The 13,864-nt window shown below is 34.0% G+C and carries 10 protein-coding genes and 1 riboswitch; of the genes, 8 read left to right on the plus strand and 2 right to left on the minus strand.

Features of this window, described 5'->3' with window-relative positions; all coding sequences use genetic code 11:
• The 7 genes from RT269_RS19025 to RT269_RS19055 form a co-directional block, all read left to right on the plus strand.
• A partial coding sequence (locus RT269_RS19025; protein WP_313184946.1) for a serine hydrolase domain-containing protein occupies positions 1–777 on the plus strand: 777 nt, incomplete at its 5' end.
• Between the two features lie 74 nt (positions 778–851).
• The gene (locus RT269_RS19030) at positions 852–1,118 is read left to right on the plus strand and encodes a helix-turn-helix transcriptional regulator (protein WP_313184948.1); all 267 of its coding nucleotides are present in this window, start codon (positions 852–854) and stop codon (positions 1,116–1,118) included.
• Positions 1,119–1,644: 526 nt separating this feature from the next.
• Positions 1,645–1,732, plus strand: a riboswitch (cyclic di-GMP riboswitch).
• A gap of 408 nt (positions 1,733–2,140) precedes the next feature.
• Positions 2,141–2,590 (plus strand): sigma factor-like helix-turn-helix DNA-binding protein, encoded by a 450-nt coding sequence (locus RT269_RS19035; RefSeq protein WP_313184950.1) that lies wholly within the window; start codon positions 2,141–2,143, stop codon positions 2,588–2,590.
• An 856-nt stretch (positions 2,591–3,446) separates the two neighbouring features.
• Positions 3,447–3,602 carry a hypothetical protein gene (locus RT269_RS19040; protein ID WP_313184951.1) on the plus strand — a complete coding sequence of 52 codons (156 nt, stop codon included), beginning with the start codon at positions 3,447–3,449 and terminating at the stop codon, positions 3,600–3,602.
• A gap of 188 nt (positions 3,603–3,790) precedes the next feature.
• Positions 3,791–4,213: a GNAT family N-acetyltransferase gene (locus tag RT269_RS19045; RefSeq protein ID WP_313184953.1), complete on the plus strand. Its 423-nt coding sequence runs from the start codon at positions 3,791–3,793 to the stop codon at positions 4,211–4,213.
• Between the two features lie 54 nt (positions 4,214–4,267).
• Positions 4,268–4,990, plus strand: a complete 723-nt coding sequence (locus RT269_RS19050; protein WP_313184955.1) for a DUF5131 family protein — start codon at positions 4,268–4,270, stop codon at positions 4,988–4,990.
• A gap of 271 nt (positions 4,991–5,261) precedes the next feature.
• The gene (locus RT269_RS19055) at positions 5,262–7,673 is read left to right on the plus strand and encodes an ATP-binding protein (protein ID WP_313184957.1); all 2,412 of its coding nucleotides are present in this window, start codon (positions 5,262–5,264) and stop codon (positions 7,671–7,673) included.
• Here the strand turns inward: RT269_RS19055 and RT269_RS19060 are convergent.
• Together RT269_RS19060 and RT269_RS19065 are read right to left on the minus strand one after the other, a co-directional pair.
• Complete coding sequence (locus RT269_RS19060) at positions 7,662–8,726, minus strand: hypothetical protein (RefSeq protein ID WP_313184958.1); 1,065 nt, start codon at positions 8,724–8,726, stop codon at positions 7,662–7,664. The genes RT269_RS19055 and RT269_RS19060 overlap by 12 nt on opposite strands.
• A 202-nt stretch (positions 8,727–8,928) precedes the next feature.
• On the minus strand, positions 8,929–9,852 hold the full coding sequence (locus RT269_RS19065) for a tyrosine-type recombinase/integrase (protein ID WP_313184959.1): 924 nt from the start codon (positions 9,850–9,852) through the stop codon (positions 8,929–8,931).
• Between the two features lie 606 nt (positions 9,853–10,458).
• On the opposite strand from RT269_RS19065, the gene RT269_RS19070 reads away from it, so the two are divergent.
• Positions 10,459–13,864 (plus strand): hypothetical protein (locus RT269_RS19070; RefSeq protein WP_313184961.1); only part of this gene is annotated, 3,406 nt, incomplete at its 3' end.

Here is a 13,864-nt window from a genome sequence, read left to right on the forward strand (position 1 = left end):
TCGGGGCTTGACTATAATTTGAGTCGCGCCGGTATTGTACGTGTATTAAACGAAAAAGGGCAGCTGGCCACCACACAGGAATTAGTAAATGCCTTTGTAGAGACACCTCTTAAGTTTGAGCCAGGAGAACATTTTGAATACAGTTTAAGTCATGATGTGGTGGGTGCTATTATCGAAATAATATCTGGAATGAGCCTTGGCTCCTATTTCTCTCAATATATCTTTAAACCGCTTGAGATGAAGGATACCTTTTTTGCTAAACCAATGAACCATCATGAACGATTATCTACCCAATATAGATATGATAATGATAACCATATTTCCAATGAAATGGAACCCTCTTGCGCCTATCAGCTATCAGAAGCTTATGAAAGTGCAGGAGCTGGTCTGATTAGCTGTGTAGAGGATTTTAGCAAATTTGCCGACGCGCTGGCATGTGGTGGGGTAAGTGCGAAGGGGATACGTATTTTACAGGGAGAGACAATTGAGTTAATGAGAACCAACATGCTTGGACAGATTCAAAGAGAAGAGATAGCTCAAAATATGGGAAGAATTGGGTATGGTTATGGCTGTGGTGTGCAAGTGCTTATGGAATCGGAGAAATGCAACGCAAAGGCACCGGAAGGCATTTTTGGTTGGGATGGCGCAGCAGGTTCCCTTGTCATAATGGATCCAATAAACCATATCTCGATGGTATATACACAACATATCAGGGATTGTAGTTATGCTTATGGAACAATACATCCTAAGCTAAGAGATTTGCTTTATACCGAATAAGGTTATAAGTTTTAATCATGCTATCAATCTAGAACCAATGGAGCAAAAGCAGCATTAGGACAGGAGGTGAAAATATGGCCTATTTTACATCTGTGTATCAATCCGAGTTGCCTCACCGAGCAATATCCGTATTCATATATCTCCATGACAGGGATGATAAGAGCCGCAAAAGATATCCGGCAATTAGTACCATTGCCAGAGCACTGAATCTTTCCAGAAGCACCGTAAAGAGGGCATTGTCAGATTTGGAGAAAAGCGGCTACCTTCGAAAAGAGCAGCGCTGGCGGGAGAACGGCGGCAAGAGCTTCAATCTCTATTTTTTGAACAGTAACCCGCAATAATCGGATATTTAGTATGAATTTTTTTATGCTGTTGGTTGGGGGGGTTAAGGTTGTAAAGTACATTATTACACCAAGAGAGTAGTCTGCATTTTTCATGGACCGTGCCTTGGTTCGTGATGCACCGTGAATGAGAACTCCTCACTCTAAGAAAAGTTAATGGCAGAAAAAGAACATTAGACGTAATAATTGTTAATACATCAGATATACCAGAGATATATTTATCCTTATCCGTTAGTTGTATTGTCTTTAAAATCTCCCATATACGATAAAAATAGTGCGTTTTGCACAGTAAACGATAGAATTAGTTGTCGTTATTCGTTGTTTTCGTGATATTTGCATGTTATAATTTACATAGTTACAGAAAATAACAAACGCTTTCCTTTATCATGGGTAGATTTCTCAAAGGTTAGCTGTGTTTGCAATTATTAACAAGTTTTACAGTGTTCAATGTGTGTGTATGGTTATATCTGATTTGTTAAGAACAGGAATATCCGTAGTCATAAGAAATAGTTTTATTCACAATAAAATATGTCAAAGGCAAACCAGTTGAAAAACGGGGACGCAAAGCCAAGGATCTAAGGTGTTTCTTGCACTATGATAGCCTAGCCACCAGAAAAAGCTTTATGGCACTTCTCCTCATTTGAGGGTAGCATTATGTCTTTTTTAACACCTTTTAAACATGGAAGAAATTAAGATACCGGTGTTTGCTTATTGCTTAAATAAGAGGGGTATCTGTATGCTTCATTCCAACAACTGTGTTTTGAGGTGGAGATAAAGACAGCCGAGTACATACATTTTGTCCACATACAAATAAATATAATAAAAAATCAGTACTGCACCTAACCTGGCGTAGTACTGATTTTTTTGTTTCGACAATAAAACTGTTTCAACGACTAAATAATACAAAAGAAGTCACTGAAAAAGTCGCTTTATACAGAACCCCGTCAATACCCCGATGCAGGTCTCCACCGCTTGTTCTTCATTCTTTGATTTTGAAAATCATGAAATGGAGGACAAGCCAAATGGCAAAAAGAATTAGAAGAATTAATTATCGGGAGAGGTATCCCGAAGCAAGTGATGCGGTTATTGAGGTATTGGAAAAAAGTGACCGCAAAATGGAGTATCAGCAGTATGACTTAAAGGTGGAACGTTACCAAATTGACTGCGTTAGCTGTGCAATTACTCTCATTCCCAGCAGGGAGGATTCCTTTGAACGGCTGGAGGACTCAAATCACCAGTTTGCATCGGATGAAATAAGTGTTGAAGATGTTGCAGTCCAAGCGGTGTTAATTGAAAAAATGCTCTCCTGCTTAAAAATGCTTACACCAAAGGAGCAAGAACTGATAAATGAACTGTTTTTCAAAGGAAAAAGCGAACATCAAATATCCAGAGAAATAAATATTGCACAGAGAACCATACATGATCGAAAGGTAAGAATCCTTAGCAGATTAAAGAAACTGATGGAAAATTAAAAATTATTCCGCTCAACCCCCTCGCTTGACGTGAAAGTAAGTGAGGGGGTTTATCTATTCCTTCTACTGCTCCTTGAAAACTTCATATCCGGCAGCATTAATACATGATCTGTCCAGCCGTGTAAAAGCGGCAGCGACATTGACGGGCGCGCCAGAACTGCCTGCGGAAGGTTGAGAGACATCCGTCGAACCGATGGCATCGAAGGTGACGAGCGAGAACGCCTGGTCATAAAACAGTTTATGGTGGACTGTTTCGCAATGAAATGGACAGTGCTAATGCTACTTCCGTCCAGCCACAGACATCGCAATGGGGGCGGCTCGCAGAGATCCTGAGAGAGGTGAAATTCCTATGAGGCCCGTTTAACCAACAGGCCGTTACTGTTGCCGCCCTATAGAAGAATCAATTGGTTCTTTGCGTTTTGGGAAGTTGTGTCGAATAAAAATGCAAAAATGAAGAATAAGTAGAAATATTCATTTTAGAGATCATGTGGCAGAGCAAAATTGCCCTGCCGCATTCCTGTGAAATGAATTTAAACAGACATAGTATTGGAAAATTTATGAATAAATGAAAATACATTTAAATGAAATAGAATGTAAAATATGTCCTGTTATTATTAACAGGCTGCCGAAAAACTTTGCTGTTCTTATTTATGGTTGGACAGTCATGGATTCTACCGGATTTTAAGTAGGCGGAGGAAATTAATGCGACTTAGATGGTATAGAAACAATTTTATTGGACCATTAAACGCAATCTGTTTAAAAATAAGTAATCGTATTTACAGGACTGTATCTAAGAAATTTAATTTCGACAGAGTTCATGGCGGATCTCACGGTTTAGCAGGTAGGAGGCATTGCAATGAATGAAAAAAATAATGATTTAAAAAAGAATTCCTTGAAGCTGACGATAAATGACAAATTGGTAACTTTAACATTTGCGCCAGAACCTAATTTAGAGGTGGCAGAATTTATAAAAAAAACTTTAATAAGTTCCTTTTCAATAAAAAAGGATTAAATAGATTCTTTGGCAAAACTTTTTTCTGCAAAACGGTTATATTCAAAGATCTGCAGAGCACTAAGAAGTATTATTGATTATGGTGAAGAAAAACTAATCAATCAAAAATAGAACAAATGTTCTTTTGCGTATTGCACTCCACGATGTGCTCAGTTATAATGTAAGAAGAGATGTGGGAGGAAGATGTTATGATACGATTATTTGAGTTTAAAGATGTAGATAGAATCATGGAGATCTGGCTGGAGGGGAATGTAAACGCCCATTCATTTATAGAAGAATCCTATTGGAAAAATAGTTATAAATCTGTAAGAGCCATATTACCCAATGCGGAAGTATACGTGTATGAGGTTGGAAATGAAATACTGGGATTTATCGGAATGGATGCGGATTATATAGCTGGAATTTTTGTGGCAGAAGGCCATCAAAGACAGGGAATTGGTCATCAGTTGGTAGATGCAATGAAGCGAAAAAAGAGATTATCCTTACATGTCTATGAAAAGAATAACGGAGCGGTGGCTTTTTATAAAAAAGAAGGTTTTTGTATAGAAAATTATTTAACAGAAAAAGAAACTGGTGAGAACGAGTATCTAATGGTATATAATGCAGGCTAATTCTGGTTCCTCAGTAAAAACTTTCATAATATTGTTCTATAAGGAGGCAGTGAAATGGCAGTTTGGAATCCATGGCATGGATGCAAAAAAATAAGTCCTGGCTGTATGAACTGCTATGTTTATCGTAGAGATGCAGAATTTGGTAAGGATAGTAGTATTGTAACAAGGACGGCAAGTTTTGATTTGCCAGTTAAACGTGATCGCAAGCGAGAGTATAAGTTACAGCCTGAAAGAGAATGTGTATATACTTGCATGACTTCTGACTTTTTCTTGGAGGAAGCAGATGCATGGCGTGCTAAAGCGTGGGAGATGATCCGAGAGCGAAGCGATTTACAGTTTGTAATTATTACAAAGAGAATTCACAGGTTCGATGTCGGATTACCAGAAGACTGGAGAGATGGCTATAACAATGTCACAATCTGTTGCACATGTGAGAACCAGAACCGTGCAGATTATCGCTTACCTATTTTCATGGAACTGCCAATTAAGCATCGGATGATTATCCATGAGCCAATGTTGGAGCGAATAAACATCCGGAGTTATCTGTCCATGGGAAAAATAGAACAGGTTACCTGTGGGGGAGAGTCGGGGTACGAGGCTAGAATTTGCGACTTTGCATGGATATTAAACACTAAGCAGCAGTGTATGGAATACGACATACCCTTTTGGTTTAAGCAGACGGGGAGCAGATTCAAAAAAGGCAATAAGGTATATACCATTGAGAGAAAGAATCAGATGAGACAAGCTGAGAAGGCCGGGGTAAATTATAGAGTCTAAGATGACCTTGATATGGTAATAAAATGATAAATATTGATTGTAAGAATCTGGTGAGTGTTTATTTAAATGAATAAGTAGAAAACAGATTACAGTACTATGGATATTATAAAAATAAACATTTTAATTTATTTAATTATTTGATATAATAAATGAAGGATAATTCAATATTATCCTCCATTCATTACTTTTTTAGATAATTTGTAATTAATCCATAATTAAGAGAAAAAGTTGGTGTTCAGCAGAAGAGATAGACTGTGAGGAATTTTTATATATGGAGTTTAAATACATAGATGTAGCATTTGGAAAAATCAAAAAACAAATAACTGATTTTGAAAAAACAATATTCTTGTCAGGAATTGAATGTGCTGGTAAAAGTTATGTGCTAGAAAAAGTTGGGAAATATTATAGTAGTGATAAAGTAATTTTATCTTTAACATCAACATCTGTATTAGAAAATCTTGAATACGGAGTATTTATTGCTGCATTATCTAGAACGGGCGAATATAGTCAGGCACTGTCAGTTGCAACAGGAATTATTAGTGAAAAAAATAAAACTTTTGGATTGGTAAGCGAGTTCTTGATTAACTATAAGAAAAATCAATTAAAATATCAGCTAATTTCTTTTTCAGAAGTTGAAATTGATATTTTGAATAGAATATCTCTGATTCGTAAAAAAAGTGAATTGTTAATTTTAGCAGATGATGTTGATAAGTGGGACTCAGAATCGAAGAAACTATTAGGAAAATTAATAGCTTTACAAAATGACTTGGAATGTAGTTTCATAAAAGATACAGTGTTAATTTTTACAGCGAAAAGTGTAGAGTCATTAGATTTAAATATTGGCAGTTGTTTTCATATTGAGATAGAATGCAATTTAAGCTACAATTCTTTTTCAGAAGAAGCAAGAAAATTGAAAATATCTAGTGAACAAACAATACATGAATTATATGACATTACAAATGGAAATATTGGCCTAATTGCAAATATAAAAAAATACATTGACGTATCTTCCTTAACGCGAACAGAATCTTTACAAAAGCAACTTTTTCAGATATTAGAAAAACGAATTGATTCATCGAAAAAAATATCAGATGAGGTTTTAAGCACACTACAGACAGCAACAGTAATTGGTAAGGAATTCAATCTGAAGTATCTAACCAAATTACTAGAGCAACCAATAGGGGAACTGGATTACCATATAGAAATAGGGTGTGATGAAAAATTTGTAACCAAACAAGATAGCGAAAATCAATTCTCGTTTTCTACAGATACATTATATAGCTTTTTTGTTTCAAAATTAAACGGAAGAAGTACTGATTACCATTATAAGTTTGCTAAAATATTAGAAAAAATATCTCCATATCAGTTTTATTTGAGGTATTTTCATATGAATTTGTCCGGAAATGTTTTTGAAGCAATTCCGCTTTTAACTATTCATTGTATCCGCCAGTGTATGGATGGATGTGATCCAAGCGAAAAATCACTAGAAATATTACATAAACATGATAATTATTGGAATGTGTATCAGAATATCAGTCAGTCAATAAAAAATTATAGAACAGGAACCGATTATACTCAGTATTATGATTTAATAGAATCATCTGATTTATGCGTAGATCCAATGGTTAATATAGAAAAAGATTATGTTTTATGTCTTTTAAAATATCGAACCGGTAATATGAACGATTTCAATGATATTGAATCAATTCTTGCGGAATATTTTGATGGAGATACAGACTTTTCACAGCATATTCGGATAGGTATGCTTCTATTCCTATTATATTGTAATAGACTTGGCAATTATGAAAAAGCGAAAAAAGTAGAAAAAACAATAACCAAACAAATTCAGCAGGAGTTAGTTAATTGTTTAGATTTAGAAAAAGAAATTAGAATTATGGAACGTCTTTCTCCTGCTTTATATGCAAATGAAATAGCATATGTAAAAACACAAAGAAGTTTAAACTTTTTTGAAGATAAGCGAACGAATTATAGTAAAGAATATATTATGTCACTTACTAATTTCCTTGGTGTGGGAATTTATCTCGTTGGAACAACAGTGGATTCAGAACTTTCATGGGAAAGCCTATTTACAAAGGCATGCAAGGGCATTGAATTTCTTAATAATGTTTTTAATATGAATATTTATGGTATACCTAAGTTGATAAATAATTATATTTTAGTAGGAATATTATCCAGAAGTCTTACCTTTCAAGAGGGAATAGAATTGTTTGATTCATTACTGTCTGAAAATGGACATATACCATCCAGAGCTTTACTTGAATGCAATCAAATGATCTTGAAATTTCTTGATGGAGAAAAGGAAGAGATTCTTGTACCAATGAAGGAGCTTTTTCTTAATACTAAGGCACATGAATACTATCACTTTATAATAGGAATTAATTATTTGAATATATTGATTGTAAATAGTGCTTACAAAGATGCAGAAATTATTTTTGATGAATTGAATTATGTAGTTCCAACCATTTCAATAATGGATGATCTTTATATAAAGAAACATTATGATATGTTGAAAATAATCATTGCTGAAAAAAAACAATATTCATCTATTGAAGAATATTGCCACTATTTTGAAAAATCCATACATCTGGATGAATCACCATTTCCTGATGTATGGAGAAAAGCAAGTATCTTTTCTGATTTACAATACTGGTCAGAATACTAATTGTTTATGATATGTAAGCTCAATAATACATGCAAAAATATCTTTATATTCAAGTTCCATTTCCTTAAAAACAAATGCAAAAGCACTATGTCCAATAAGGTATGGGTGAGTAGAAATATCTGTAATATAATAGTTTCCATTAGCATCTATACGGAAATCTACTCGTCCATAGTTTTCCATGCCTAAGCATTTTGCCGTTTTAATTGCCTCATCAATTAATTTGTCTGAAATTTTTTTATTTATTGAGGAATAAGCAGCAAAGCTGTATTCCTCAGAAAAAGCCAAATCATACGTGATAATCTTTTCTGCTAGGTTTGGCGAATTATTAATTGTAATAGCAACTGGTTCTAACACTAGAGGATCATCGCCAATAATTAACGGTACTTGAACTTCATACCCCTGAATAAACTCTTGTACGATTACATCCTGTTCAAACTCGTTATACAGATTATTTAATAACCTTATTGAGTCAGTGGAATACTCAAAAATTGAAGAATCACGGACTCCTCGAGATGCAGATTCATATGTAGGTTTTGCAATTAATTTCATATTGTTAGGTGGCTCTATACCATTAAGCCAACCTTGTTTCGTATAAAGCCACGATTTTACAGCACTGATGTTATTTTGTCTAAGAATTGCATTATAATGGAATTTGTGGCGACCTAAGCATGTTATATAGGCATTTGAACCTGTTGACGGTAAGTTGTATACATCACAAAAAGAAGGAATTAAAGATTTTTTACATAATCCAGTGCCATTTCTAGCCAAGTTAAAAACTACATACTTCGGCATTGTGGCATTGTTCGAATGATTTAGTATAAATTTTATAAATTCATCTTCATTAAAAAACACATTTACATTGTATCCATTTTGGCGAATTGCAATTAGCATCTGATTATATTCGTCTTCCGTAAAATATTCTGTTATTATACTATCTTTTGTCTTCCTAAAATCTTTAATCTCTGTTTTATTAACAACATTTGCAACAAAAAGGATTTCAATGTCTGCTGAAATATTGGTAAGAAGACTTTTGATATATTCTCTTGTGTCCATTTGCTTCCCCCCTACTAATCACTTGTTAATTAAAGAATAAGATCACTTTGCTTATAAAAGATAATTACAAATCACCTCATAACCAGCAAGCAATAAAAGATAATATTGAATTATCCTCTATAAAGAAGTAAATAATGAAGCGAGATTCAATGTTAAATAAAAAAAGATGCAGCCTTAATAATTAAACCAGGCTGCACATTTTTTATTTAAAATTAAAAGAATTACGTGGATGTTTGTTTGTTAGAATATTTTTTTGTTTGGCTAATGTTACATGAGTATAAATTTCGGTGACATTTATAGAGCTATGTCCGAGCATTTCTTGAATATAGCGAATGTCTACGTCTTCTTCTAATAAAAATGTAGCAAAAGAGTGCCGGAACATATGCGGAGTGATATGCAATGGAATTGCTGTCAATAATGTGTATTTATTTATCATATTTCGAACAGATTGTTCCGATAGGCGATTTCTTAAACGATTTACAAAAAAATATTTTGAATCTGTAAGTTCCGCCTTAAAATTAGTATGATATTTTTTTAATGCAAATATTACATCATCATTACCAATTTGAATGCGACGTTCTTTAGATCCTTTACCATAAATTAATACAGTTTTTTCAATAAAATCAATATTGCAGAGCTTTAATGAACATAATTCTGAAACTCGCATTCCTGTGGCAAATAAAAGTTCTATAACAGCAATATCTCTGATAATACATTTTTTTTGAAATGGAGTTGTAGCCAGATCCTTTTGCTTATATATTGATGAAAGAAAGGTCTCAATTGTGTGCAATGGTATAGTTTTTGGTAGTATCAACGGTTCTCGAAATTTTACTTGCAATTTGCTAAAGGGATTTACCATAATAATATCCTTATATTCTAAAAAGTGAAAGAATGCTTTTAGACTTGCAATTTTACGTTTTACGGTTTTTGGCTTATATATTTGATGAAGTGAAGAAATATAGTTTTCTATTAAATGAGGATCAGTGTATTTTGAAATATGCTTTATTTGATATTGTTCAAACTGCGAAAGATCAATTCTGTATGATTTAAGAGTTTTGAAATCAAGCCTTTTTTGAAATTTACAGAATTTTAAATAATCAGAAATAGTGGATTGTAATTCGCTCATGTTATATTTAAACTCCTTATTTATTTATTATATATTTTAACAGATATTAATAAATTAAAAAGAAGTTGGAGGCATATTATAAACATTAATTTTTAAAACTGCTATTTCATAGAAAAAGTTAGATAAACCATAATTTGAAATTTGAATTAGCTCAAGAAAGTGCTGAAGATTTAGAAAATCTGTTTCTGTACCTTCTAACTTAACGTTTAGGTAATTGAGGAGATTTTTATATCTTTTTTTGTTGCTTGAAAATTTTATATCCAGCAGCATGAATACATGGATATTGATGCAAAAAAAGCGTTATGCAGTGTTTTGAGCATCATAAAATACCGTGTAAAGACGTAATTATAAAATAACAATCAACTAAGGAACAGATGAAAATGGCCTTGATTCAAAAGCTTGCTCATGGTGGTAGGTTGGTTCTAGGCTGTATGATGGTCAACATTTTACAGGTTATATGCATTGCTGATATATTATGATAATTTACGATACATTTGACGTGCTATTATTGTTAAGTTAAGTTATATTTGGTATAATTGTAAATACGAGAAGTTAGATGATATAAAAAAATATAACGGTCGATTACATCGAGGTGAGGTGATAGTTATGGCCCTGTTAGGTAAAATCATGAGTGTTTTTACTGATAAAGTCATTGTTCCCAAGGCAGAGAACTTAGCTGCTCAAGTTTTTGATACATGTGTTGTTGATAGACAGCTCGAGAAAAAGGTTATATCGCTTTTTTTGCAAGAATATGAGAACGAGCCATTCTATATGGATTTAGACAGTTATATTACAAATTATAACGTTATCGCAAATCTAATTAGTGCCTCCAGAGGAAAAACTAGTTTACAGCCTAATAGTAAAACGGCATTCATTTCAGAAAATATAAAGCTGTTTATTAGACGATGTCCGGAGTATAATAAAAACACTGTTCAGCTCTCTCAGGTGCGAGATGTGTTTGACTGGATATTTGATTTCGTTTTTATGGAAGTGAATCAACTTAGTCCTCACTCCGACATTGGCAAATTACAAAATGATATTCGTCGCGGTGAAGCAGAAAGTGAATTCCGTGATAATAGAAATTATGCAGTTACGCATGATATCTCACAAAAATTAGATTTTATATGTAGTCAGATTCCAGCGTTACAGGGCATCACTGACACGGCAAAGCAGGAACTCGGATATTGTTCGAGTGAGACAGAAAAATTTACAGATGAGATAAAGGAAATCGAATACGAATACCAGAGCAGAAACCTATTTGAAGATGCACTATTACGGTACTTTGAACTTCTTCAATCTATTACTACAAAGCTTCGCGGACAGCCGCAAGCTCAAATTGATACTTTAATTTGTACACTGTATTGTAATATTGCGTTGTGTCAGTCTAACCTATGTGATATTGAAAAAGCTTTTAGAAGCCTTGAAGTAATCCCAGCACCAGCTGCAGCGGAAAGCAAAATATACCATCTTGTTTACGCAGCAATTGTCGTTCAACATGTCGATTCCGAGAAATATACGATAGCAAAACAGCATCTTGATAAAGCTTTAGAGGGAGATCCTTTTTATCATAGAGCTTTTTTGCTGAGACAGTATTTATATGCTTTAATGGAACACGTGGATTGTCAAAGCAATATTAAGGAGTTAAATAATCACTTTTCTTCAATATTAATTGAGAATAGTGATCGTGAGTTAATTGCTGATTATTATATGAATTGTGGTCTGATTTTTCAGGCTTACGATGATCCGTATTCTGCTGCTAAAAACTTTGAAGTTGCCGTTGAGTATGGATATGATGAGGTTATCGCAAAGTATAATTTATTGACTGCATTATATGGGCAGGCGGTTAAGGGATTATCAAAAGATGAACGGGTGCTTTTTCCTCAGGTTGATTATTCTAAAATGAATTATGTTATAGCAGAATTGAAATCAATCATTTTGGATAATCAAATTAATATGCAACCGTATTTAACCATTAAAGAGAAAGCCGTATCTTTGTACGTGTCAGCGTGTACCTTAATAGGTATTCGCCATAATCTTTCTCCACTCAAAGTATATTTGGAATTATCTCGAGACTATGAGATAATACGTGAACTTATATTGGGAAGTGATGAAGAATTGACAGAGAATATAATCTCTTTATTGGATAAAGAGGACCAGCAGTTCTTACACTTTAGAACGCTATTGGACAGTGATGACTTGACAAGATGCAAGGATGAAATTATTGAGTTAATTGATAATTCAAGTGAGAATATTTCGGCACCACTGTTTCATGTCCTTTTACAGGTTTGTTTGATTTCTAAAGAACCGGGAGAATATTGGAAGTATAAAGAGATGGCAGTTTCTGCGGGTGTTAATGGGGCCCCTATCAGTGCAATGGATGCATGTGCTTATGAGTTGGAGGGAAATATAGAACAAGCAAAGTGTCTCTTTGATAATGTCGCTGCCACATCAAATCAGTATCATGTGCTTGAAAATGCTTTGAGGTTTTATAAACGTAATAGTTTTTTTGTTGAATGTGAAAGCCTATATCTTAGAATTCAGAATCTTCAGGAAAATGCTTCTATATCGATTGATGATATTGATACATTCTATAGCGAGGCTATTAGTTTTTTCCTTTCGCAGCAAAGTGCCTTGGCTGAAGAGTTTCTTAACAGAATAAATTCGAGGATAATTTCATTAGATAATTATTATAATCTACAAGCATTACTTTATAGTAATATTAATGATACAGCACGTCTTAATGATAGCTTGACCCACATAAACTCCAGTTCAAATTGCTTTCAAGATGGATTTAATAAGGCTCTGTGCCAACGATGGCTTTTAAACTATGAGGAAGCATTGGAAACATGTTTCGTATTATTAGAGATAACTTCAGACGAAAATGAACAAGTGAAATTGTATTGGCTTATAAGTGATCTCTACTTGTTGAAAGAAAACCTCGATGAGAGTTATGTTTGGGCGCAAAAATCTCACGATTTAAAAATTCAAAATCCATACGACCGAAGCCACCAAGCACTGATCACCCGTGCATTACGTTGTGGCCATACTGAAAGTTTTTCGTCAGTGCTAGACTACAAGCAGAAACATCCAGTAGTTGTAGATTGGATTGAAGCTTTTACCATTTCAGATGCGGACGAAAATCCACTCGCATCTATTACTAAACAACTCGAAGATCGCTTCCCTAATGCTAAGGATTATGCGGAAAGAGAACGTGATATTGCAGAGCAATACAAAAAAGGAGTACTTTCCATTAATTTGCTATTGCAATATTATAATGGTGAATGGTGGCAACTTTTTCAGTTTGCAGCAAAAAATAAACTCAAAATTTCAATGGGGAACAGAGAACGATTACAGCTAGAGCAAGCACTGATTAAAGAGCATTTAGTAGTTGATGCACAAACCCTAATATTTATGTCCTATTATGGATGCTTGTCTGCATTGCAGAGCATCACATGTTTACATATTAACTTTGGCTCTGTGGCAACATTGCAATATTGTTACTTGTCATGGGATCATCCATGTATAAAGGACTTAATGAGATGGATCGAATCAACAGACAATATTGTTTTCGAAGCAGACGGCTTTATCAATGATGAAAATGTACTTACAAAAACTTTGTCAAGAGATTTTGTTGCTGGATGTAATATTGCACAAAAAAACAAAGTTCCTTTTTTGTATCTAGATGCGGTTGCTAGTACCTATCAAGCAGTTCCGGAGATAGGAATTCCTGAAAATTTAAGTTTTATAAGTATCCCTGCACTTTGTGAATTTTTTGGACAGACACAACCTAGATTAAAAGATCAAATGTTATATCGCCTGTTAACCGGTGGAAATTTTATTGGTTTTTCAGCCGATACAATTATTGAGCAGGTCCAAAGCCATAACTTTGAAGTATCCTATGATCTTATACAACCCTTTTTAATCTGTAAATCTGATTATGATATGAGAAGCTTTTCTGATGTATATTTGCAAGCTATTAATAGACTGCAGAAATTACATCCGGAATCCGCTG

Source organism: Lacrimispora sp. (assembly GCF_032078915.1).
Classification (GTDB): domain Bacteria; phylum Bacillota; class Clostridia; order Lachnospirales; family Lachnospiraceae; genus Lacrimispora.

Excerpts from the sequence above, each read along its gene's own strand:
- RT269_RS19030 (WP_313184948.1), top strand. The coding sequence starts at position 852 with ATGGCCTATTTTACATCTGTGTATCAATCCGAGTTGCCTCACCGAGCA.
- RT269_RS19035 (WP_313184950.1), top strand. The coding sequence starts at position 2,141 with ATGGCAAAAAGAATTAGAAGAATTAATTATCGGGAGAGGTATCCCGAA.
- RT269_RS19040 (WP_313184951.1), top strand. The coding sequence starts at position 3,447 with ATGAATGAAAAAAATAATGATTTAAAAAAGAATTCCTTGAAGCTGACG.
- RT269_RS19045 (WP_313184953.1), top strand. The coding sequence starts at position 3,791 with ATGATACGATTATTTGAGTTTAAAGATGTAGATAGAATCATGGAGATC.
- RT269_RS19050 (WP_313184955.1), top strand. The coding sequence starts at position 4,268 with ATGGCAGTTTGGAATCCATGGCATGGATGCAAAAAAATAAGTCCTGGC.
- RT269_RS19055 (WP_313184957.1), top strand. The coding sequence starts at position 5,262 with ATGGAGTTTAAATACATAGATGTAGCATTTGGAAAAATCAAAAAACAA.
- RT269_RS19060 (WP_313184958.1), bottom strand. The coding sequence starts at position 8,726 with ATGGACACAAGAGAATATATCAAAAGTCTTCTTACCAATATTTCAGCA.
- RT269_RS19065 (WP_313184959.1), bottom strand. The coding sequence starts at position 9,852 with ATGAGCGAATTACAATCCACTATTTCTGATTATTTAAAATTCTGTAAA.